The 22597-nt window shown below is 40.7% G+C and carries 20 protein-coding genes and 1 pseudogene; 8 read left to right on the top strand and 13 right to left on the bottom strand.

The window, feature by feature from the left end:
* From OCU78_RS06655 to OCU78_RS06635, 5 genes are read right to left on the bottom strand one after another with little or no spacing between them, the layout of a single operon-like run.
* Positions 1 to 552, bottom strand: coding sequence for a hypothetical protein (locus OCU78_RS06655; RefSeq protein ID WP_137372757.1), 552 nt, complete (start codon positions 550 to 552; stop codon positions 1 to 3).
* Complete coding sequence (locus tag OCU78_RS06650) at positions 549 to 1886, bottom strand: type II and III secretion system protein family protein (RefSeq protein WP_137372756.1); 1338 nt, start codon at positions 1884 to 1886, stop codon at positions 549 to 551. Before OCU78_RS06650 ends, OCU78_RS06655 begins: the two co-directional genes overlap by 4 nt.
* A 13-nt stretch (positions 1887 to 1899) precedes the next feature.
* Positions 1900 to 2703, bottom strand: coding sequence for a Flp pilus assembly protein CpaB (gene cpaB, locus OCU78_RS06645; protein WP_137372755.1), 804 nt, complete (start codon positions 2701 to 2703; stop codon positions 1900 to 1902).
* 7 nt (positions 2704 to 2710) lie between these two features.
* Entirely contained in the window at positions 2711 to 3139 is a 429-nt protein-coding gene (locus OCU78_RS06640; RefSeq protein ID WP_137372754.1) for a prepilin peptidase, read from the bottom strand.
* A gap of 5 nt (positions 3140 to 3144) precedes the next feature.
* Positions 3145 to 3363 carry a Flp family type IVb pilin gene (locus OCU78_RS06635; protein ID WP_137372753.1) on the bottom strand — a complete coding sequence of 73 codons (219 nt, stop codon included), beginning with the start codon at positions 3361 to 3363 and terminating at the stop codon, positions 3145 to 3147.
* Positions 3364 to 4180: 817 nt separating this feature from the next.
* Between OCU78_RS06635 and betI the strand changes: the two genes are divergently transcribed.
* The 6 genes from betI to choV all read left to right on the top strand — a co-directional run bounded on the left by betI (position 4181) and on the right by choV (position 11549).
* Positions 4181 to 4795, top strand: a complete 615-nt coding sequence (gene betI, locus OCU78_RS06630) for a transcriptional regulator BetI (RefSeq protein WP_137372752.1) — start codon at positions 4181 to 4183, stop codon at positions 4793 to 4795.
* Positions 4796 to 4880: 85 nt separating this feature from the next.
* Positions 4881 to 6341: a betaine-aldehyde dehydrogenase gene (gene betB, locus OCU78_RS06625; protein WP_137372751.1), complete on the top strand. Its 1461-nt coding sequence runs from the start codon at positions 4881 to 4883 to the stop codon at positions 6339 to 6341.
* 109 nt (positions 6342 to 6450) lie between these two features.
* Positions 6451 to 8166: a choline dehydrogenase gene (gene betA, locus OCU78_RS06620; RefSeq protein WP_137372750.1), complete on the top strand. Its 1716-nt coding sequence runs from the start codon at positions 6451 to 6453 to the stop codon at positions 8164 to 8166.
* A 180-nt stretch (positions 8167 to 8346) separates the two neighbouring features.
* Positions 8347 to 9306 (top strand): choline ABC transporter substrate-binding protein, encoded by a 960-nt coding sequence (locus tag OCU78_RS06615; protein WP_137372749.1) that lies wholly within the window; start codon positions 8347 to 8349, stop codon positions 9304 to 9306.
* Between the two features lie 165 nt (positions 9307 to 9471).
* Positions 9472 to 10314, top strand: coding sequence for a choline ABC transporter permease subunit (gene choW, locus OCU78_RS06610; RefSeq protein WP_137372748.1), 843 nt, complete (start codon positions 9472 to 9474; stop codon positions 10312 to 10314).
* Positions 10314 to 11549: a choline ABC transporter ATP-binding protein gene (gene choV / locus OCU78_RS06605; RefSeq protein ID WP_373367620.1), complete on the top strand. Its 1236-nt coding sequence runs from the start codon at positions 10314 to 10316 to the stop codon at positions 11547 to 11549. The genes choW and choV overlap by 1 nt, the downstream gene beginning before the upstream one ends.
* A 203-nt stretch (positions 11550 to 11752) precedes the next feature.
* Here the strand turns inward: choV and OCU78_RS06600 are convergent, their stop codons facing one another.
* Positions 11753 to 12298, bottom strand: coding sequence for a MarR family winged helix-turn-helix transcriptional regulator (locus tag OCU78_RS06600; RefSeq protein ID WP_240701710.1), 546 nt, complete (start codon positions 12296 to 12298; stop codon positions 11753 to 11755).
* Here OCU78_RS06600 and OCU78_RS06595 point away from each other — a divergent pair.
* Positions 12297 to 13463 (top strand): Acg family FMN-binding oxidoreductase, encoded by a 1167-nt coding sequence (locus OCU78_RS06595; protein WP_180033677.1) that lies wholly within the window; start codon positions 12297 to 12299, stop codon positions 13461 to 13463. The genes OCU78_RS06600 and OCU78_RS06595 overlap by 2 nt on opposite strands.
* Before the next feature lie 236 nt (positions 13464 to 13699).
* Here OCU78_RS06595 and OCU78_RS06590 read toward each other — a convergent pair whose 3' ends face one another.
* Complete coding sequence (locus OCU78_RS06590) at positions 13700 to 15334, bottom strand: endonuclease (protein WP_137372747.1); 1635 nt, start codon at positions 15332 to 15334, stop codon at positions 13700 to 13702.
* A gap of 441 nt (positions 15335 to 15775) precedes the next feature.
* Between OCU78_RS06590 and OCU78_RS06585 the strand changes: the two genes are divergently transcribed.
* Entirely contained in the window at positions 15776 to 16252 is a 477-nt protein-coding gene (locus OCU78_RS06585) for a MarR family winged helix-turn-helix transcriptional regulator (protein WP_137372746.1), read from the top strand.
* A 101-nt stretch (positions 16253 to 16353) separates the two neighbouring features.
* Here the strand turns inward: OCU78_RS06585 and OCU78_RS06580 are convergent, their stop codons facing one another.
* From OCU78_RS06580 to pcaC, 6 genes and pseudogenes are all read right to left on the bottom strand, one after another.
* Entirely contained in the window at positions 16354 to 16899 is a 546-nt protein-coding gene (locus OCU78_RS06580; protein ID WP_137372745.1) for a sugar O-acetyltransferase, read from the bottom strand.
* 419 nt (positions 16900 to 17318) lie between these two features.
* The gene (locus OCU78_RS06575) at positions 17319 to 19466 is read right to left on the bottom strand and encodes a TonB-dependent siderophore receptor (protein ID WP_137372744.1); all 2148 of its coding nucleotides are present in this window, start codon (positions 19464 to 19466) and stop codon (positions 17319 to 17321) included.
* Positions 19467 to 19798: 332 nt separating this feature from the next.
* Positions 19799 to 20740, bottom strand: coding sequence for an AraC family transcriptional regulator (locus OCU78_RS06570; protein WP_137372743.1), 942 nt, complete (start codon positions 20738 to 20740; stop codon positions 19799 to 19801).
* Positions 20741 to 20897: 157 nt separating this feature from the next.
* Positions 20898 to 21506: pseudogene (gene ribB, locus OCU78_RS06565) on the bottom strand (3,4-dihydroxy-2-butanone-4-phosphate synthase); the annotation flags it as partial.
* 37 nt (positions 21507 to 21543) lie between these two features.
* Positions 21544 to 22134: an NUDIX hydrolase gene (locus OCU78_RS06560; RefSeq protein WP_137372741.1), complete on the bottom strand. Its 591-nt coding sequence runs from the start codon at positions 22132 to 22134 to the stop codon at positions 21544 to 21546.
* A 66-nt stretch (positions 22135 to 22200) separates the two neighbouring features.
* Positions 22201 to 22575 (bottom strand): 4-carboxymuconolactone decarboxylase, encoded by a 375-nt coding sequence (pcaC, locus tag OCU78_RS06555; RefSeq protein WP_137372740.1) that lies wholly within the window; start codon positions 22573 to 22575, stop codon positions 22201 to 22203.
* Between the last annotated feature and the right edge of the window lie 22 nt (positions 22576 to 22597).

Genomic DNA, 22597 nt, shown 5'->3' with positions numbered 1-22597 from the left:
CTACTGTGTGTTAGAAGCTTTAGGCAGCATATTTTCAGGGTTCACCATAGACTGCCAACGAGCATTATCGGTGTAGCAATTCGATTCATAAAACCCAAACTTACCTACTTCTGGATACTCGCAAAGATTGGTAATCACTTGGTAGTCTGTAAAGGTCAAACGGAGATCAAATTCAGTGACAGGTTCACCTTCTCTGACTTCAAAACGTTGGATGCTGATACGATTTGCATCGATACCTAATGATTTCGCAAACGTTCGTGCATAATTCGATAGCTGCTTGCCCTGTAGGTTATGCCATTCGGCCAGCATGCCTTTGGCTTCTATTACATCAAAATTTTGAGTAACAAAGACTTCTATTTCTTGTTTAGCAGTTGAAGCACCATTTTTATGAGCGCTGAGTGACAAACTATAAGTTAATGGAACAAGATGAAGAGCTTTACCTTCACGCTCTTGAATTCGCTCAGCACAACCACTAAGAATCAAACCAAGAAGAACGCTCATAACTAGGCGCAGCTTTATCGTTTTAAATGATCTGAATTGGTCAAAAATCATAATTTAAAGCCTCCTGTCGCCATAATCTCACTCGCCCATTTTTCTGAGCTGGTTTGGTAACCTTTTTCTACATAGAAAAAACGTTGCAGTGTTGAGGTTTTTTTCATTGTTGGAAGTTGAATTAAAGCAGGTTCGATAGGCTGAACTAGGTTAACTGTTGCGACAATAATCAACTCTGTTTTGGTTCTTTCAGTACCGGTTTTACGAAACAATGCACCGAGTAAAGGGATATCACCGACTAATGGAACTTTACTCAGTGATTCTTTATCTTCTGTACTCAATAGACCGCCTAACACAAAACTTTTACCATCAGCCAGTTGAACAGTAGTACGTGCCCGGCGGGTTTTTAAAGCAGGTAGATCGTAGGTTTCATTACTGTACTGAGCATCAAGTGAGCTCACTTCTGGCATCAGTGATAATAGAATTTGGTCATCAGACAGCACTTTTGCCATCAAATCTAAACGTACACCAAACTCTTTATATTCTACATTTGTTGTACCATCTACAACGGTCACAACCGGCAGCTCACCACCCACCAAGAAGCTGGCACTTTCGCCGGAAATAACAGAAAGGTTTGGCTCTGCGAGTACTTGACCAACAGTGTCATTACCGATTGCAGTGATCACTGAAACAATGTCGGAAGCACTAAAACTAGTGACTTGATCTAAGAATACGCCCGTACCTGCGCCAGTACTGCCATATTCAATACCAAATTCTTCAAGAAATGAGTGAGAAACTTCAGCAACAGACAACTTTACATTGACCTGTTTTGCGACTGCGACTTCGATATTGTTCACGATACCGTTGTAGTGAAAACGCTTCATGAATTCGATTTCGTAATCGTCATCATCCGATTTCCATTCCATTTTGAATTCTTGCTTTTCTTTATCTAGGTAGGTACCAACTAATTGGTTTATTCCATCTTTTACTTTTTCTGTTGGAACAACACCACTCAGTACGACCTTATCTCCAATGTTAGTAATGGAGACTTCAATATTCGGGTAAAGCATTTGAACTTGCTGCTGCACCACATCAAAAGAAGTATTCACCCACAATTTTCGTGATGCCAATGTCTTACCTTCGCCACCGTATACTGCGAGAGAAGTTCTTCCTACATTCTTACCAAACACAACAACTTTGCGTTTATCGATAACTTGGTAGTCGGCTATATTGGAATCCGAGATAAAAACAGACTCTATATCACTCAACACAGTGACTGTGATCATCCCGCCTTGATCAATATTGGTTATACGTTGAGCAAAAGCAGTATGAGACAAAGAAGCTAGAATCATGAATAAAGCTAACTTCTCTATAAAGGAAATAATAGATTTCATTTTAACTTTGTCTCTAATTAATGGTGACTTTTTCAGCACGATATTCTACAACTGACTTAAAATTGTTCAGGACATCGCCAGCATCAGCATGTAAATCTGATTTTTTATATTCGCCAATTGATTTATGCACTTCAATTTCTGAAATTCTTTTTGCAACGGTTAATGTCGCGACCTGCTTTCTGGTCAGTTCTAAAATCAAACTGACTTCTGTTGTATCAGCTTGATTACGCGTACCAATAATGGCTTTCTTATCTACTTTAAGTACTTTTACGTTCATTAATACAGGGGTAACAAACATATTACGCTTACGACTTGATGACGTTTCGGAAGCTTCCAGAGAATAAGTTGAAGGTAAAGAAAGCGATAAAATATCAATCATAGAACCATGGGTAATAACACCACCCACTACTGATTCTGGCGTTACTTTAATAGCATAAGGCACGCGGTTATCAGCTATTGTTAAGTCAACATAACCATCATCAGAGGGGTTGATAATAGACTCTTTGAAAAAGACACTTTCAGCGCTCAAGTCAGCCTGGTAAACAGCACCTTTGTCAAAGTTCAGCTCTACATCAACCAAAACCCCTAATGAGTTCGCTTCACCTTCAGGTAGTTTGCTTACTGAAAAGTGTTTACGTTCAACTATTTGGGAAGATTTTACAGGTTGATTCAAACGCCAAATAACAATTCGGGGTTCTACTGGTTTCTCTGCTTCTTTAGTTACTTGTGTTTTATCACTTGCTAAATTACCAGCTAAGCCATACAAACCGAAAAGAATAGCCAAAACTGCGATAGCCAGGGTCAGAGTTTTTTTCATTGGATTCCTAAATGGAAGCTAATATTCCTAAAGATGAGCCTAAACTAATTGCAATTCCGTAAGGCACGCCGCGATTCGTTTTTTTCCCCAGCTTTACCCATAACAGATAGATAACACTAACAACCCCGCCAATTAACAAGATTAAAATTATGGTATTAAGTAGGTGAGCACTTGGTATCGCAAATGAGTACGCTGCAAATAACTTGGTATCACCACCAGCTAATAGTTTTAACTGGCTAAGAATAATACCAATTCCTAATATCAGCACGCTATGTACAATATTAAGCCAACTTCCTGTTTCAATAACGTAGAGAAAGAAACCAGAAGATATAGCTAAGCAGGCTAAATTAGAAATAGACCTCCACATCACATCAGTCGCACTAACATAAATAAACAGAGCGGCTAAAATTATTAGCCACTCAAGATAATTTAACATGGTAATTAAGGTGGGGTAACTGCGCCACCTAAAGCTACACGAATTGTTTCGAAGACATCAGTTAATGCTTGCGCAATGCCACCATTAGTTCCAGAAAAACTAAGAGCAATTACACCTGCAACAGCAGCTGCGATCAAACCATATTCAATTGCAGTTACACCTTGCTCATCATTTTTGTAGTTTTCTAGAGCAACCTTTGTTTTAACAAATAACGTTGTAAACATACCTTCTTTCCTTATTTATTATAAATATCGCAAGCACAACTTGCTTAATAACATCAAGCGCATGTTGGTTTTTTGGCGAGTGATATTCAATAGTTTTTGTAAACCAAAGTAATAAAAGATTAAATAGTATTACAATGATCACTTTTTGTTACTTTTAGAGCACAAATAAAAATGTTAAACGAAACAAGCTAAAAAATAAAATAAAGCAATAAAATCAACAACTTGAGTTGAATAAATGGTTAGGAAGACATGCTTATGATATATATTATCTCATATCTATAATGACAAATTTAACAATATAATTAATTACTAACAGAGGGGGGCATTGGGTGGCATTTTTTTGACTATATATATTTATATATAAAATAAACAACATGATTTATTTAAACATGGAAGGTTTGTCTTTATTTTATAAATCATAAGCATAACCCTTTATGGTTAAATGTTAATTAATTGATACATTAAGGTTTCAAAGCCTATTAGAAATATAAATGGGTTATCAGGATAAATATCCAAAAACCACCTTCTCCACTTCAACTCACTGCGTCCACCTCCATCTCGCGACAATCAACACTTACTAACTAACTTACTGATTGCAATTGCTCAATTCATTCGAGCAATAAACATCACACCTCAAACCTTTCAGTTTTTTATGCAAAGAACCAAATCAAACCTAACTTATTGTATTAAAAGAAGTTAACACTATAGCAACAACCTTTCCCGGCTAATATTACAAAAATAATGATTTGAACTCTAACTAAATACCTGTCATTTTATAATTAACTGAACGTTCAATAAAAAATAAAAGGACTTTTTAATGCCCAAAGTTGGGATGCCTGACATAAGGAAACCGCAGCTTGTAAAAGCGACAATGGCAGTGATTGATCGCGTTGGGTTACACGCCGCAAGCATCGCTCTGATCAGTAAAGAGGCTGGAGTTTCCACAGGGATAATCAATCACTACTTCGGTGGTAAGCACGGTCTGCTGGAAGAAACCATGCGTGAGATCCTAAGGCAGCTATCTAATACCATCACCACTCAGCTAAAAGCTCTTCCTGTTGACGCTCATCAACAACGTATTAACGCCATCATCAATGGTAATTTCGAGGGGTATCAAGCTGAGAATCAAGTGGCTAAAACTTGGTTAGCGTTTTGGTCTTATTCGATGCATGACGAAAAATTAAAACGTTTACAAAGAGTTAATGAAAAGCGCTTGTTATCTCACCTAAAAATTGAACTGAAATCCATGTTATCTCCTGAGCAAGCTGAATTAGTCGCCCACGGAATTGCATCACTCATTGATGGCATTTGGCTGCGGGGTACGCTTAACCCTGAAGGCATTGATGCCAATAAAGCCCATGCCATCATCAACGATTATCTTGATAAGCAGCTGACTTTTTACGCCAGCAACATAACTAGCCGTAATAGCTGAGCTAGAAAGCATACTCAAATAACCGAAAGACACAGTCACAAACACTCAATAACCACTAATAATAATTACTAAGTCAGACTCTCAAATGGAAATGAACTCGTTATACATCGCCGGTAAAAATACTCAGGCAACTTCTGGAGAAACTTTCTCTAGCATTAATCCTGCAAACGGAGAAGTTATTGCAACTCTGGGGCAAGCCTCCCAACAAGATCTTGAGCTCGCTATCGAATCAGCTAAGCAAGGTTTTGCGATTTGGTCAGCAATGGCACCCATCGAACGAAGCCGAATCTTACTGAAAGCAGTAGAGATACTTAGAGCACGAAACGATGAGCTTGCAGCCCTTGAAGTTGCAGACACAGGGAAGCCTTTGCAAGAAGCCATCGAAGTGGATGTTGCATCAGGTGCAGACGTTATCGAATATTTCGCAGGCCTAGTACCTGCAATGCAAGGTGACCAGCAACCTCTAGGTGAGAGCCAATTCTTCTATACTCGACGTGAACCTCTAGGAATTTGTGCTGGCATTGGCGCATGGAACTACCCTATCCAAATTGCAATGTGGAAATCAGCACCAGCTCTGGCAGCTGGTAACGCCATGATTTTCAAACCTTCTGAAGAAACCCCTCTTTCCGCCCTCAAGCTTGCTGAAATATTCACTGAAGCAGGGCTACCTGATGGTGTATTCAATGTAGTTCAAGGTGACTATAGAGTTGGGCAAATGCTGACTGCGCATCCAGACATAGCAAAAGTATCTTTCACAGGTGAAACAGGCACTGGCAAAGCCGTAATGGCAGACAGTGCAAAAACACTTAAGTCAGTGACGATGGAACTTGGTGGAAAATCACCAATGGTCGTTTTTGATGACGCAAAGCTAGACGATGCAGTTTCAGCGGCTATGGTTGCTAACTTCTACACTCAGGGTGAAGTGTGTACCAATGGTACGCGAGTGTTTGTTCATGATTCAATTTATGACCAATTCATAAGCCAACTAAAAACTCGAACTGAAAAACTCATTGTTGGTCAGCCTATGGATATGGACACCCAGATTGGTGCGTTGATATCTAAAGAGCACCTAGGCAAAGTTCTAGAAGCGATTGAGCAAGCAAAACAGTCTGGAGCAACGCTTCTTACTGGTGGCTATCAAGTGACCGAGAGTGGTTTAGCAAGCGGCAACTTTGTTGTACCAACGGTATTCACCGATTGTGAAGACAACATGCCACACGTTCAGCAAGAAATTTTCGGCCCTGTCATGTCGGTACTCAAATTTACTGATGAAGACGAAGTGATCCGCAGAGCGAATGACACCAAATATGGGCTTGCTGCTGGCATATTCACCCAAAACCTCGCGCGCGCGCATCGCGTTATCCACCAAATGCAGGCAGGTATTTGTTGGGTAAATACTTGGGGTGACTCCCCTGCTGAAATGCCAGTAGGAGGATATAAAGATTCAGGTATTGGTCGTGAAAACGGACCAGAGACTCTTCTGCATTATACGCAAACGAAAAGTATTTTAATTGAACTTGGTGATTACGCGAGCCCTTACGCTTAATCATAGCTTCAAACGTCATTGGGTAATTCACTTTGCCCAATGATTTTTCAAAGTTCATTTCAAATTCGAATATCTAGCGTTCTAGGCTAGACATCACGGAGAATACATCATGGAACAACGCTACGATTATATTATCGTCGGTGCGGGTTCGGCTGGCTGCGTGCTAGCGGATAGGCTAACGGAAAGCGGTAAACACAGCGTCTTATTATTGGAAGCTGGCGGAACAGACAAGAGCATTTTTATTCAAATGCCAACAGCCCTTTCTTACCCAATGAATACTGAAAAGTACGCATGGCAATTTGAAACGCAGCAAGAATCTGGTCTTGATGGAAGACAGCTTCACTGCCCTCGCGGAAAAGTACTGGGTGGCAGTTCTTCAATAAATGGCATGGTTTATGTTCGAGGTCACGCCTGTGACTACGATGAATGGGAGGAAAATGGCGCGACAGGATGGAATTATCAAGCTTGCCTGCCTTACTTCCGTAAAGCCGAAACTTGGAGCAAGGGTGCAGATCAATACCGTGGTGGCAATGGTCCATTAGGGACATGTAACGGTAACGACATGGCGTTAAACCCACTTTATCAAGCATTTATCGATGCGGGTAAAGATGCGGGTTACCCAGAAACCAAAGACTACAATGGTTATCAGCAGGAAGGCTTTGGCCCTATGCATATGACGGTTGATAAAGGCGTTCGAGCTTCAACATCGAATGCGTATCTTCGCCGCGCATTAAAGCGTCCTAACCTAACCCTCATGAAAGGCATCGTAGCAAGAAAGGTTCTGCTTCAAACACAAGATTCCCAAGAGACTAAAGCCGTGGGAATTGAGTTTGAAAAATCAGGCAAAGTGCAAACCGTTCACGCAAATAAAGAAGTCATTTCAAGTGCTGGCTCTATCGGTTCTGTTCAACTTCTTCAACTATCCGGTATTGGTCCAAAAGCCGTGCTCGATGCTGCGAATGTAGAAGTCGTGCATGACCTTCCTGGTGTTGGTGAAAATTTACAAGATCACTTAGAAGTGTATTTCCAATACCACTGTAAAGAGGATATCACTCTAAACAGTAAACTTGGTTTAGTGAGTAAAGGGATAATCGGCGCAGAGTGGATTTTAACGCGCAAAGGTCTTGGGGCAACCAATCACTTTGAGTCTTGTGCGTTCATTCGTTCTCGTAAAGGGCTAAAGTGGCCAAATATCCAATACCACTTCTTGCCAGCGGCGATGCGTTATGACGGTCAAGCTGCTTTTGATGGTCATGGTTTCCAAGTGCATGTTGGACCAAACAAACCAGAAAGCCGAGGCACCGTTGCTATCACTTCTGCTGATCCTCATGCAAAACCAAAAATCGTATTCAATTACATTTCTACCGAACAAGATCGCCAAGACTGGCGTGACTGCATTCGTTTAACACGAGAGATTTTATCTCAACCTGCAATGGACAAATTCCGTGGTGAAGAAATTCAACCGGGAATCAACATCACATCTGATGAAGCGATTGATGAGTGGGTTAAACAAAACGTAGAAAGTGCTTACCACCCTTCTTGCGGCTGCAAAATGGGCGCAGACACCGACCCAATGGCTGTGCTTGATGAAGAGTGCCGTGTTCGTGGAATAAGCCAACTGCGAGTCGTAGATTCTTCTGTTTTCCCTACTATTCCAAACGGAAACCTCAACGCGCCAACCATCATGGTAGCGGAACGAGCAGCCGATATGATTTTAGGCAGTGAGTTATTAAAAACAGAAGAAGTACCAGTATGGATAGCTCCAGAATGGGAAGAAAATCAACGAATCAGTAAACCGATAAGAGAAGTCGATAGCCTGACTTAGTTTTGATAATTAGCTCAGGCTCAGGCTCAGGCTCAGGCTCAGGCTCAGGCTCAGGCTCAGGCAAGAATAATCGGCTCAGTAAAATTAGAAACACCATTTATATAAAAACAATATAGCGACACATAAAGTCAGAAATATTGCTCTTAAGAGCAACCAAAGGATTCATTACAAGGAATTATTATGTCTATAACGAAGATGACACTTACTACATTAGCAATCAGTTCATTCGCATTTAACGCTTCTGCGAGCCAAAACCTTGAGCCACAACAGTGTGAAAATGTACGCTTTGCAGATGTAGGTTGGACAGATATCACCGCAACAACAGCTGTGACTTCTGAGCTACTAAAAGGCATGGGCTACAAAACAAAAACCGACCTTCTTTCAGTTCCGGTTACTTACTCTTCAATGGCAAACGGCGACATTGATGTTTTCCTTGGCAACTGGATGCCAACTATGGAAGGCGATATCGCTAAGTACCGTGAAGCAGGCACAGTAGAAACCGTAAAAGCTAACCTTGAAGGTGCAAAATACACACTAGCAGTACCAAAGTACGTCTATGACGCTGGCGTAAAAAGCTTTGATGACCTGGTTAAGCATGCAGACAAATTTAAAGACCGCATCTACGGCATTGAACCAGGTAACGATGGCAACCGCTTAATCCAATCAATGATCGACTCTGACGCATTTGGTCTTAAAGACTTCAGCCTTGTTGAATCAAGTGAAGCAGGAATGGTATCTCAAGTTTCACGTGCTGTTCGTCGTAACCAATGGATCGTTTACCTAGGTTGGGCACCGCACCCAATGAACAGCAATGTTGAAATGGAATACCTATCTGGCGGTGATGATTTCTTCGGTCCTAACTATGGCGGCGCTAACGTTTACACAAACGTACGTGAAAACTACGTTTCAGAGTGTCACAACGTAGGTCAACTTCTTAAAAACCTAACGTTCAGCCTAGAAATGGAAAACGAGTTGATGGAAGCCATACTTAACCAAAATGTGAAGCCAGAAAAAGCGGCACAGCAATGGTTGAACAAAAACCCACAACAAGTTGAAGCTTGGTTAGAAAACGTGAAATCACTGCAAGGTGACGCAGCAACAAAAGCAGTAGCTGACTACTTAGAGCAAGTAAAAGCGTAATAACACCAGAATCAAATTAGAAAAATTTCTAACTAAACATATCAAAATCAAATAAGAAAGGTGGGCAATACCAACTAGAAAGTCGAAGGTCAGAGATTACGTAAGTAAAAAATGATAAAGGCTAATTTTAGTGGGTATGCCCAACCAATAATAAAAGGCGACATTGTGAATTTTATTACGGACAACAAGATCCCTGTAGGTCAATGGATGGAAGCTGGTGTTGACTGGTTAACAATCAACGCAGCAGGCTTCTTCGATGCCATCTCTATTTTTTTAGAAACCATTATTCTATTTTTAGTCGATGTTTTTAAGTGGATGCCACCCGCTCTACCAATAATAATCACCGCAGCTATTGCGTGGTACTTACACCGCAAGCCTTCATTGGTTATTTTCATCATTGCGGCCTTGTTGACGATTTTAAACCTCGGCTACTGGCAAGAAATGCTGGAAACCTTTGTCCTCGTATTTGCAGCGACAACGATTTCCGTATTAATTGGAGTTCCAGTTGGCATCATGGCAGCGCACCGACCATGGTTGTACACCGTGTTAAGACCCATACTTGATTTAATGCAAACTGTACCAACCTTTGTTTACCTTATTCCAACGCTGGTATTGTTTGGTTTAGGTATTGTACCGGGGCTTATTTCAACCATTATTTTCGCGATTGCCGCACCAATCCGCTTAACTTATCTAGGCGTAACCAAAGTACCAGAAGAGTTGATAGAAGCAGGAAAAGCCTTTGGTGCTAGCCGTATGAAATTACTATTGAAAGTAGAACTTCCAGCGGCTTTACCAAGCATTATGGCTGGCGTAACTCAATGTATTATGTTGTCACTTTCTATGGTTGTTATCGCGGCACTTGTCGGTGCAGACGGCCTTGGTAAACCGGTAGTGCGAGCTTTAAATACTGTAAACATTTCGCAAGGTTTTGAAGCTGGATTAGCCATTGTTCTTGTAGCAATCATTCTTGATCGCTTATGTAAAACTCCAAACCAGAAGGAAGCGTAATGATGTCTCAAGAATCTAAGGTTTCTCAAGAAGAAAATAAACCAGCAGTAGATGCCATTACTATTACCAACCTAGATGTGGTCTTTGGTGACAAACCAAACAAAGCGCTAGACCTGCTTGACCAAGGTAAAACGCGTCAAGAAATTATAGATGAAACCGGCCAAGTCGTTGGGGTAGATAATGTTTCCCTAACAGTACAAGAAGGTGAAATCTGTGTGTTGATGGGCTTATCGGGTTCTGGTAAATCGAGCTTACTGCGTGCTGTTAATGGTTTAAATGAAATAAGCCGTGGCCAATTAGAAATTAAAGATGGCGATAAGCAAGTTGACCTAGCTCAGTGTGATGAAACAACTTTGCGCCACTTGCGTACCCATCGTGTGTCTATGGTTTTCCAAAAATTCGCACTCATGCCCTGGTTGACGGTACTTGATAACGTAGCATTTGGTTTAGAAATGCAAGGGGTCGCAAAAGATGAACGACGTGCTAAAGCTCGTGAACAAATTGAAATGGTTGGCCTTGCTGAATGGGAAAAGAAGTATCCCCATGAACTGTCTGGTGGTATGCAGCAGCGTGTAGGTCTTGCACGAGCCTTTGCTATGGATACCGACATTCTATTAATGGATGAACCTTTCTCAGCCCTTGACCCTTTAATTAGAGCTCAACTCCAAGATGAACTGCTTCTACTACAAAGTAAGTTGAATAAAACCATTCTATTCGTTAGCCATGATCTGGATGAAGCCTTAAAGATTGGCAACAACATTGCCATTATGGAGTCAGGAAAACTGATTCAGCACGGTAAACCTGAAGAGATTGTTCTTACACCGAAGACAGAATACGTAAAAGATTTTGTGGCGCATACTAACCCACTCAACGTATTAAAAGGTCGTTCATTAATGCAACCTTTACAGTCTTTGAAGCAAGAAAATGACAGCTGGAAGATCTGCGATTCTAAAGATTTATGGATTAACCAAAACCAAGGTCAATTGAGTCTTAAAGGTCAACCAGAGCTTACTATGGTTGAATGGAATGAAACTGAAAACGACCTTACTGCGATTGATAATTCAACGCTTGTCATCGCGAGCCCGGAGATTGGTATGCGTGATGCTATTAAACTCAAACAGCTGAGTGATCACCCTATCCTGCTAGTAGAAAACAACCAGTTAGTCGGTATTCTGGATAACAGTGAATTCTACAATGCGTTAACGGGCAATTTTCAGCTACACACAGCAGCTTAATGAAACATAAATAGCCTCTTACTCATGCGTATTTCATCAACTAATGTTTCACATACTAATATGTAGCAACTAACAAGTATTTAGCTAATGACAAGTATTTAGCAATGACACGGCCCCGTGACTCACCATCACGTGGGCTTTTTCATTACTGGCGCTATCAAAATTTTTAGCCATTAAACTTCTGAGTAACCAATTGTGACTCTTTAATCTCGATGAGAGTCCAGCCAGCCTTTTAATTTATTGATTTTCTCCAAAGTGTCTGACATTTCCTCTTCTTCCCAACCACCAAAGCAACTCTCCATCATTGGCGAGAAACTCGCATAAGCCACACTGACTTTTTCTAACCCCGATTGATTGATCTTAATCCACTTCTTTCGACCATCATCGGCATCTTTTTCAATATCGACCAACCCCATATCAAACAATTTATTCACTACTTTTGTTAAGCCAGGCTGATTCATTTGCATCACATCGGAAAGCTGACTAACGGTTTGTGCTTGATCAGGATGACGTGAAAAATGCGTCAAAACATTAAATTGAGACTGTGTAAGGTTATGTGGTCCTAAAGCCTTGGCTAACCAAGCGTCAGTTAACTGATGAATAATTCCTAAAGAAATAAATAACTTACTTCCAAGCTGATGCTTATTTTGAGACATACGGATAAAACCTCTTGAAAATACATTCCCAGGAATATAATATTTATTCCACGGAATGTATTTTAGCAAATCAATGGGAAGAGGCAAAGTCATGAACAGAAGAAACTTTATTAAAGTCGTTGGTACAGGTTCAGTCATTCTGGCGGCAACGCCATTAATGATGACTCAATTCACTAATGGATCACCAAGCCCTTTAAGACCATCTCATCAGCAAGATGATTTAAGAAAAACGCTGATCAGTTACGCCATGCTTTGCCCAAACCCTCATAACAAACAGCCTTGGAAAGTCGCATTCATAGGCAAAGACACGATCAGATTGTTTGTCGATCAAGAACGATTACTACCACAAACCGACCCTATTCATAGGCAAATTCATATCGGGCAAGGGACCTTTATTGAAAGCCTTGTGATTGCAGCCAGCCAAATCGGGATACTAGCCACCATTGATTACTTCCCTGAAGGCGAATATGACAACCAAAGTATTGCGTCACTGCCTGTAGCCGACATAAAACTTGAAAAGAGTGATCAAATAGAGCCAGACCCTTTGTTTGCTCAATTACTGATTCGTCAATCAACAAAAACGCCTTATCGCGATGAAAGACTTAACGCTAACCAGATTAGCGCATTGCGAGCCGTTATAGAGAACAGCGATGTTTCATTACGCTTTATCGACACACCGACTGATAACGAAGCTATGGCAAACTATTTGGTTAACGCGATGGAGATAGAAGAGCAAAATAAAGAAAGAAGCTTAGAAACCATCGCAATGTTTCGCTTCAATGATCAGGAAATATCAACGTATCGGGATGGGTTTGGCTTAGAGCAGAATGGCGTAACTGGCATTAAGAAGTTAATCGCCCAAAACTTTTTTATTAGCCGAGACAAAGCAGAGTCGGATCCCGCCTCGTTTGGTAAAGAAGGCGTTAAGTCAGTTAAAAATGCCGTTGCGAGTACTCAACATTATGCTTGGCTATCGACATCTGATAACAGCCGAAAGACCCAAGTTGAACTAGGCCGTCTTTACAGCCGATTTAACCTTACCGCGACGGCTTTGGGCATTGCTCAACACCCTATGAGTCAGATTTTGCAGGAGTATCAAGATATGTTGCCTATCCAATCTGAGTTCAAACAGCATTTTGGTATCAAGCCGTCAGACACAGTTCAAATGCTATTCCGCTTAGGTAAAGCAGATCGCACGCCTTCAACGGCAAGAAGAGAAGTCTCTTCTATCTTAACCGAACCACTTAAAACGGCTTAATGCGAAGTATTAACTTTATATTCAATGTTTCTTCGCTATACAGGCTTCTAGTACACGGCTTATGGCTTATGGCTCAAAATAAATCCCGCGCTTTATGAGCTCGCATAAAAATAGCCCAACTAGTTTGGGCTATTATATTCGAGTCACCCGATATGCATTAAACAGAGTTGATTAAAGCTATGTTCGATTTCAGCTCTAACTGATGAAAGCTATAACCGACTCTGTATCAACACAGTTTAGTTACCCCAAATTGAAGTCACTAATTCAGGATGATCGATGAATGGGTTTCGGTTTCCTTGGAAATCTTGAACCGCTTGGTTTCTGTCTAGTTCTTTCTGACTAACTGGGTCAGCAGTATGCCAGCGTTTTAGCATCGCCAGTAACCAAGGTTCAAATACCGTAGTATTCGTCCCATCTAAAACAGCATCTGAACTGGTTGAGTTTCCTTCCCAGCTCGCGATTTCGTTTTCATAGCGAGTAGCCATATAGAAATACGCACGTGCGAAATCACCTTTAAATTCATCAATAGGTTCAAATACAGTACCTGCATAACCTAAAGAGGAAACCGCGCTCCCTGCTTTAGATCCATTACTTGAAGTATAGGTTGCTGTACCTACCTCACCAAATGGCCAGTTACTTCGTTTAGAGTTCACATAGCCGTCTGTTGCAAATAAGTGGTGCCCGTCAGAGTTCATTGGCTCAACTTTACCGCCAAACCAACTTTTAGGGAATGAGTGCTCACGGTTATAGCAACCACCTTCAGCTTGATATTGACCACACTGATCAGTGACTTTTGTAAATTGTACGCTGTCATTACCTGATGGTTTTTCAGAGTACATATCTAAAATTGAACCGTCATTTTCAAAATAGGTATCAATATCAGCATCTTTTAATAGCGTCCAAACTGCCCCGTATCCTTGTCCATTATGATTATTAATAATGTTGTAGAGCGCAGTTTTAAGCTCATACCCTGTCTTACCTTCAGCGGCTTTGTAGTACTCACCTAAGCCTGACGTTGGTGGAGTAACAGGTGGCGTAGTCGAACCACCAATTGAAAATGCTACAATTTCATTTGATTTAAATTCACCGCCTGAAGCAAGAGTTTTGCTAGCAGTTGCTAAGCTGTATGATCCATTGCCCGCAGTACAGCAGATTCCGTCGCCATACGAATCGGTAATTTCAAAGGTGTAATCACCATTTGGTAAACACATCTCGGCATTATTAGTGGTGTTATTGCTGTAATCTTGACCAGTGTATAGAGTGTGGTTTGCCGATGTTTTTACTGCCCAGCTTGTTTCAGACGCATAATCATCAGTCACTAAAGTAAGTGTCACACTGGTATCAGAACAGCTTCCAGGGGTAACAGGCGGCGTAATGCTTTCCGTTGGCTGGAAATTATCTACATAGACGACTTCTGAGCCATCAAAACCGGATACATCGTAAAACCTTAGACCAACTTGAATATCTTTATTTGCAGTAGCAGAGTAGCTAAAGCTAACATCTTGCCATTGATTTTTTGTTCCGTTGTTGGAGTAGCCTTGGTAACCGTCAACATACAATCTCGCTTTTACATTTCCTTCAGTATGGTAAACCCCTACTGAGAAATTATAAGTTTTACCCTGCTCGACATTCACCGTTTGTAAGAAGTCTGTATTACTTTGACTGCCGGTATTCACTGTCACTTTTGCAGCTAACTGACCATTCTTAGTTTGTTCAGAAGTTGGTGATACTGCAACTCCAGAATCAATTACCGACCATCCTGCAGGTGTGTTCCCTTCCCATGATTCAAAGTTACCATTTTGAATTTGTGCTTGTGCGCTGGCAGAGAGAAATACCGCCATACCACTTAGTGTTATTATTCTATTTATCATATAACCTTCTGTTTGATTGGATTAAAATCAACATAAGATTAGATTTAATCAAAAATTTAATACGGTCTGACCTCTCATTTATAAATGTATGAACACCTTATTTTATTGATATTTGTGACATTAAGCTTAAAAACCATACATATCGTTAATCAATCTGAATGCTTAGAATGCCGTTCTACAGGAATTATTCGAGTGACATAACATTTACATTACATTGTTTTGTTCTGTCTTGTGGAGTGAGATGGTGATTGGTGCATAGAAAAGATTGAGAATAGTCTGAACATAAGTACAATGCGGAAATTAATAAAATTATCTGAAAGTTTACAGTTCAGCACATCATCGTCTTACCGTTTTGAAAAGTTCCAACACTTCTCATTATTCACGTCTTCGAAGCGAACGTTGTAAACCCATCAATTGTGCATTTATACAAAGGTCTGTCTCTTGGAAAAACATGAAGAAATTCTGGTCGCTATCCGCCAGATAATTCGAGCTATCGATTTACATTCAAAAAAACTAAGCAAAGAATATGGATTAACAGGTCCTCAGCTTATTTTGATGCGTGCTATCCAAGAAATGCATAATGTGACAATCAAAGAATTGTCGAACCATACGAATGTGAGCCAAGCGACTACGACTACAATTATCGACCGCTTAGAACATAATGGCTATGTACAGCGCGTTCGTAGTGAATCAGATCGCCGTAAAGTACATGCGAATCTAACGGAAAAAGGTAAAGAGCTACTGAGCAATGCACCACAGCCGTTACAAGACAGCTTTGTAAACAAATTTCAGAATCTCGATGCATGGGAACAAAGCTTGCTCCTTTCTTCAATGCAGCGTGTATCTTCAATGATGAACGCCGAAGATATTGATGCGGCTCCTGTACTTCAGTTAGAAAGTATTGCAAAGCCTAGCTAAAGTTACCGACTGCAACTGATTTCGCTTTCATTGATGAAATTAAGTTTGATACAAAAAATGGCACTCATTACGAGTGCCATTTTTCTATCTTCTAGAACAGCTTATACCGATTTGATTACTCGGCATGGGTTTCCAACCGCTACGCTGTTATCAGGTATATCTCTGTTAACAACGCTACCTGCGCCAATTACACAATTATTACCAATCGTAACACCCGGTAGAATAGAAGCATTCCCGCCAACCCACACATCGTTACCTATGCATATCTTCGCGCCGTATTCTGTTTTTTGACGCTCGATTGGATCAAGAGGATGAGTGCCTGTTGAGATCATTACATGTGGGCCAAACATTACATTCTCACCGATAGATACTTCACACACATCAACAATAGTCAGATTGTGGTTGGCATAGAAATTATTGCCTATTTTGATGTTGTATCCATAGTCACAGAAAAAATTAGGCTCCATATGAGCTTGGCCGTCAAACGATACTAGCTCTTTTAATGTTGTCATTCGTTCATCTAATTTTACGGGATCAGCCAAATTGAATCGATGACACGCAGCCTTGGCATTCATTCTGTCTTTTAGTAATGTTTCATCCCAAGCATCGTAAGGAAGACCCGCGAGCATTTTTTCTTTTTCTGTCATTTCAAACTCCAAAATCGAAACAAAGCATCATGACTGCCACTTCAGTAACAGATAACTGGCGCTACTTTATCTCACTAAGGTCGAAGTCTCTGCCTACCTGCTTTCAATTTTGAGCTGTATTTAACATTCTGTGGTGCGATTTATTTAACGATTATAAATCTAATCAATACTAACCTACTCACCTATTACTCATCCTTTACTGAAGTGTTATTAAGCATTGTATTAGACAAAATATTTAATACTGGTGAGCCTATAAAAACTAGTTTCGGATACCAAATGGGAGAACAGAAAAAGCAGCCAAATTGGCTGCTTTAAATTTCCTGCGAACTGAATGCTATTAATTACTACGAAGTAAATGCTACTAATTAATAGCGTTTAACTGAAAACTGATTAATACATTATGAATTCGTTAAAGTTGACTAAAATTCATAATTTACATTAAGTTCAACTGATTGCTCAGCGCCAAACCAACAGTTAGATTGGTCATAGCAGGTATAGTATTCTTCATTGAATAAGTTTGTAACAACCAGGTTCGCTGTAGCGCCAGATAAAGAATCACTTGCTGAACCTAAATCATAACCAATCGATGCATCAACAACTGTGTAAGATGGTACCTTACCTTGTGTATTCGCAGCATCCATTTGCATTTCACCAATATAACGTGCGCCCGCGCTAACTCTTGCTCCATCTAAAACACCACCATAAACAAAGTAGTTACTCCAAAGATTTGCAGCATGCTCAGGTACATAAATTGGAGTCGTGCCCACTAAGCTCTGATTAGAGTCTTCCGTGATTTCCATATCAAGATAGGTATAACTTGCATTCATGTCCCATGATTCAGTCACCGACCAACGACCTTCAAGCTCCATTCCTTGAGACCTTACTTCACCTAATTGAATTTTTGCTCGGTATGAAGGATCAGATGGGTCAGCGGCAATAGCATCTGTTTTTGTAATATGGAAGTACGAAGCCGTTAACTCTTGTGACATATCTTGCGATAAGTACTTCACCCCTACTTCTACTTGCTCACCCAATTGCGGTTTTAAAGCGTTGCCGTTAATGTCTGACCCTGCTGCTGGCTCAAAGCTAGTGGCATAGCTAACAAATGGGGAGAAACCATTATCCAATTCGTATAATGCGCCAACTCGATATGAAAACTGGTCATGATCCGCTTCATCTTTGCCATCATAAGCTGGGAGTACACTGCTCTTATCATCACTAGCTTCAAATAGATCATAGCGACCACCAGCAAGTAAGATTAGCGAATCGTATCTCACTTGATCTTGGAAATAGAAGCCCAACTGCTGAGTTGTGATATCGTGAGTTTCTTTGTAATTTTCTTGGAGCTGGCTCGGGTCTAACAAGTCATTGTTAGGGTTGTACGCATCAAACCCATAGAATGCGGCATTAGCTGTGTATTCGTTATACAGAGAGTCACCCGACAGCTTCATGTAATCCACACCAAACAATAAGTTATGTTCAAGTCCACTCAACATAACCGCACCAGTGATTTGATTATCAATAGTAAAACTTTGAGAATCTTCTTCTGTGCTATAAACGTTTCGAATTAATTGACCAGTAGTCGAGTCAAAATTCGTTGCTCTATGGTAGGTATTCTTTTGAGTTAACGAAGCATCGGCATATCGAGCATTCTGCAGGAAGGTCCAGTTGTTGTTTATCTCATGATTGACCTTATAGCCAAGCATTATGACTTCACGATCAAATGTACTCCAATTCTTATCTCCCATTGAAACTGATGGTTCATGGAACTTAATCGCTTCTAATGGCATTGCAGAATTCGTCCCCATTGATGGGTCATTCTGATAGTAAAGATTAAAGTTAATCAGTGTCTTGTCAGATACTTGCCAATCTAAAGAAGGAGCAATCACATAGCGTTCTTCTTCAGCGTGGTCCACTTGGCTATCTTTCTTACGAGCCAAAGCGACTAAACGATATGAGAAGTCACTGCTTCCTATTTGCCCGGAAGTGTCTATCGAAACTTCCGTTAAATTGTTAGTACCTGCCGCTAAGCCAACTCTTGTCGAGCCTTCTGCCTGCGGGGATTTAGCGATCATATTGACCATACCGCCAGGGGGCATCGCTCCATAAAGTACAGATGTAGGACCTTTGAAGATCTCCACTTGTTGCAAGGCAATAGGGTCAATTTGTGGCTGTAAGTTCCAACCCGTCAGGAACGGTAAAATTAAGCCATCATAATAACTTTGGTTATTGCTAAAGCCTCGAATTGAAAATGTATCGTACATCGTCACCGATGCTCCTTTTTGCTCTGTCACAACACCCGGAGCATAACGAAGCGCTTGGTTTAAAGACTTCACACCACGTTGTTCAAGTTGTTCACTGTCAATGACCGTAATACCCTGCGGTGTTTCTTCTGGCTCTAAAGCCGATTTAGTCGCGGTATTTCGATATGCTTTCCCTAAAATTGTCACTGTATCAATGTTCTTTTCAGCCGATGAATATGCTTCTTCAGCCTGAACTTGAGTAGAAAGAGCACTGAGCAGTGCTAATGCAAGCGATGAATACTTAAAACGAGTGTTGATCTTCATGTTTCCCTCGATACCAAACTTTATGCAAATAGTAATAAATCTCATTTGCATTGTATGTATTCAGAACGAAGATAATTAACAATTTGGTGCATGTTGACGGAGAATTTATTAAACGCTCATTAAATAAGCATCATTTATCGATAATGCAGGACTGAGTAAAGACATGAATAGGTGAATAGGTGAATAGGTGAATAGGTGAATAGGTGAATAGGTGAATAGGATACGAAATAAAAACGAGTAAACGAAACAAACTAAAGAAAAACTGATAAGAAGCTATATCAATAGAAAGACACTTCCCACTGAGACAAACCAATTGCACTGAAATAAGCCAATCACACTTTTATGATTGGCACCCAGTATTCCATCTCTGAGTTAGTACCTACGATATCAAAATCTTTCGGGTATATTTCTAGCTCATACCCGTCCACGCCTCGGTAACCGGAATTTGGTAACCAATTCAAAAGAAACCAGCTCAGAGTATGAGGTAAATCGCTGATTATTCCTTTATGTTTAACAACCGCGTAAGTTTGTGCAGGCACAGTCATGATTTCTAATTGTTTCGAAATTGAGCCATCGAGCGCCATACCAAGTGCCAGTGGAATCAACGTTTGTTGTTCAACTCCAGCCAAATACCTTATGTTTGTACCATCAAAATTAGCTTGAGTCATATCGATAACTCCAACTGCACTTAAGCTGGCTTTATCTTCACTACGTAATTCAGATTCAAGTAAAGACCATAATTGAGGCACTTTTTGTGCAAAATCAGGAGACAAAGAGAACAGCCCACTAATTTCCGTTTTAAGCCCTTTAACGACGAACGCTTCCTTGGTATCAATTCGAACTTCAACAAAACGTAACGCACTAGAAGCGATAGGTTCAAAGCTCTTCGTCATACCAATTGGTTTCTTTAATCCGACTCGTTGCCCTGCTTTTCGGTACTGGCTCGGACTAGCACCAAACATGTTTTTAAAAGAGCGGCTAAAGCTGATTTCAGAGTTAAAGCCCAAATTTAAAGCAATATCAATAATTCGTTCAGACGTGTCTAGCAAGGCTTCCGCTGCTTGGCTTAACCTCAGTTCTCGAACATAGTTCGCAACTGTCATTCCTGTTTCAGCTTGAAACACTCTTTGAAGCTGCCAGCGAGACCAACAGCTTTTTTTCGCTATGTCTTCTAACGTCAACTGAGCATTTAAGTTTGAATGGATGAAACTAAGCACTCGACTGATTCGGTCAAACGATAGAGTATTTTTATGTTGGCTAATTTTGATATCCACGACTGATGACTTTCACTAATCTGATACTTTTATCATCCAAATCCATAAGCGTCACGAATTGTTTCAATTTAAAGATCATAAGTGCCAACGTAGCTCAGTGCACTTTTGGGCTTACAACATTCTCAAACGAATTGATTGTTGCTGTAAACAAAGGCATTTCAGTACGTTTTCTATACTCAACCAAATCAGAAATCAGCCCTAGCTTTAATCCGTACTTTTGCGCATAAATCTCAAGTTCAGGTCGTCTTGCCATTGTGCCATCTTCATTCATGATTTCGACAATCACACTGGCAGGTTCAAACCCTGCTAGGCGAGCTAAATCACACCCCGCTTCAGTATGCCCCTCTCTGACCAATACACCGCCGTCACGCGCTTTAAGTGGAAAAATATGCCCAGGACGCGTTAAATCTAACGGCTTGGCACCTTTACGCACGGCGGTAAGGACAGTATGTGAACGATCATGAGCGGATATTCCGGTAGTGACACCTTCTGCGGCTTCGATAGTGACAGTAAAACCTGTACCTTGAGGATCTGTGCTGTTCTCAACCATCATTGGTAACTCAAGCTGTGCGCAACGTTCAGACGTTAAAGTTAAACAAATCAACCCACATCCTTTTCGAGCCATGAAATTTATATGTTCAGGCGTCACACTCTCGGCAGCCATAACAAGATCGCCCTCATTTTCTCGACCTTCGTCATCCATCAAGATAACCATTTTTCCTAATCGAATATCTTCGATGATTGCTTCGATGTCACTTATCGCCATGTTATGTCCTCTGAACTGTATTACGTTTGTTCTATATTTAATTTAAGCAAAGGTTAGCGTTACCAAATGGGTGAATGATTCCTTGTTCATAACATCCCATATACAAACCAAATTGACCGTAGTCTTCTTCATTAATGTAACGACTCAATATTTGCCCTATTGCTGGGTAAGTTAGATCATTCCAAGGTATTTCATCTTTAGTCACAAAATTGATCTCTTCAGTTTCATCACCAAATGGATGTTGAAAGCTAACAAACCTTGCACGGAAGATAATATAAACCTGGTTCATTTGAGGTACGCTAAAAATTGAATAAGGACCGAGTACGTCCACTGTTGCGCCTGTTTCTTCTAGTACTTCTCGAACTGCAGCTTGCTCAACAGTTTCATCATTTTCCATAAACCCAGCAGGAATACTCCACTTCCCTTTCATCGGTTCAATGGCCCGCTTACCAAGTAAAAACTTACCTTCGTGCTCTATAATGCAGCCCGCTATTACAGTGGGGTTTTGATACACAACATGTGAACATTCCTGACACACAGGTCTTTGGTGCGTATCGCCGGAAGGTACCTGCATCAGGACCTTGTCACTTCCGCACTGTGAACAAAAGTTAATCGTTTTATGCAACATACCTTCCTCCTTTATACCCTATCCATGCTTACTGCGATTTCGAAGTCATTAACAAATCTTGAGAGGCTAACCTTCGTACTCGTCAATGACTTCTTTTGCGGTACGGAAAGCATCGATAGCGGCTGGTACACCACAATAAATGGCAGTTTGTAGTAAGACTTCTCGAATCTCTTCTGTCGTACAGCCATTGTTTAGTGCGCCACGAACATGCAATTTCAGTTCATGTGGACGATTCAAAGCTGTGATCATTGCAAGATTAATCATACTTCGAGTTTTAAGCGGTAAGGTGTCACGCCCCCAGACCTCTCCCCAACAATACTTCGTCACCAACTCCTGCATTGGCATGGTAAAATCCGTAGCATTCTCAATGGATGCATCCACATATTCCGCGCCTAATACCTGACGACGAATAGCTAAACCTTCTTCGAATTTATCGCTCATTACTTTTTCCTTTAAAATTCTA

The sequence above is a fragment of the Vibrio gallaecicus genome (assembly GCF_024347495.1).
In the GTDB taxonomy this organism is placed as follows: domain Bacteria; phylum Pseudomonadota; class Gammaproteobacteria; order Enterobacterales; family Vibrionaceae; genus Vibrio; species Vibrio gallaecicus.
This window is presented reverse-complemented; position numbering and strand designations above follow the sequence as displayed.

Excerpts from the sequence above, each read along its gene's own strand:
- OCU78_RS06655 (WP_137372757.1), bottom strand. The coding sequence starts at position 552 with ATGATTTTTGACCAATTCAGATCATTTAAAACGATAAAGCTGCGCCTA.
- OCU78_RS06650 (WP_137372756.1), bottom strand. The coding sequence starts at position 1,886 with ATGAAATCTATTATTTCCTTTATAGAGAAGTTAGCTTTATTCATGATT.
- cpaB (WP_137372755.1), bottom strand. The coding sequence starts at position 2,703 with ATGAAAAAAACTCTGACCCTGGCTATCGCAGTTTTGGCTATTCTTTTC.
- OCU78_RS06640 (WP_137372754.1), bottom strand. The coding sequence starts at position 3,139 with ATGTTAAATTATCTTGAGTGGCTAATAATTTTAGCCGCTCTGTTTATT.
- OCU78_RS06635 (WP_137372753.1), bottom strand. The coding sequence starts at position 3,363 with ATGTTTACAACGTTATTTGTTAAAACAAAGGTTGCTCTAGAAAACTAC.
- betI (WP_137372752.1), top strand. The coding sequence starts at position 4,181 with ATGCCCAAAGTTGGGATGCCTGACATAAGGAAACCGCAGCTTGTAAAA.
- betB (WP_137372751.1), top strand. The coding sequence starts at position 4,881 with ATGGAAATGAACTCGTTATACATCGCCGGTAAAAATACTCAGGCAACT.
- betA (WP_137372750.1), top strand. The coding sequence starts at position 6,451 with ATGGAACAACGCTACGATTATATTATCGTCGGTGCGGGTTCGGCTGGC.
- OCU78_RS06615 (WP_137372749.1), top strand. The coding sequence starts at position 8,347 with ATGTCTATAACGAAGATGACACTTACTACATTAGCAATCAGTTCATTC.
- choV (WP_373367620.1), top strand. The coding sequence starts at position 10,314 with ATGATGTCTCAAGAATCTAAGGTTTCTCAAGAAGAAAATAAACCAGCA.
- OCU78_RS06595 (WP_180033677.1), top strand. The coding sequence starts at position 12,297 with ATGAACAGAAGAAACTTTATTAAAGTCGTTGGTACAGGTTCAGTCATT.
- OCU78_RS06600 (WP_240701710.1), bottom strand. The coding sequence starts at position 12,298 with ATGACTTTGCCTCTTCCCATTGATTTGCTAAAATACATTCCGTGGAAT.
- OCU78_RS06590 (WP_137372747.1), bottom strand. The coding sequence starts at position 15,334 with ATGATAAATAGAATAATAACACTAAGTGGTATGGCGGTATTTCTCTCT.
- OCU78_RS06580 (WP_137372745.1), bottom strand. The coding sequence starts at position 16,899 with ATGACAGAAAAAGAAAAAATGCTCGCGGGTCTTCCTTACGATGCTTGG.
- OCU78_RS06575 (WP_137372744.1), bottom strand. The coding sequence starts at position 19,466 with ATGAAGATCAACACTCGTTTTAAGTATTCATCGCTTGCATTAGCACTG.
- OCU78_RS06560 (WP_137372741.1), bottom strand. The coding sequence starts at position 22,134 with ATGTTGCATAAAACGATTAACTTTTGTTCACAGTGCGGAAGTGACAAG.
- pcaC (WP_137372740.1), bottom strand. The coding sequence starts at position 22,575 with ATGAGCGATAAATTCGAAGAAGGTTTAGCTATTCGTCGTCAGGTATTA.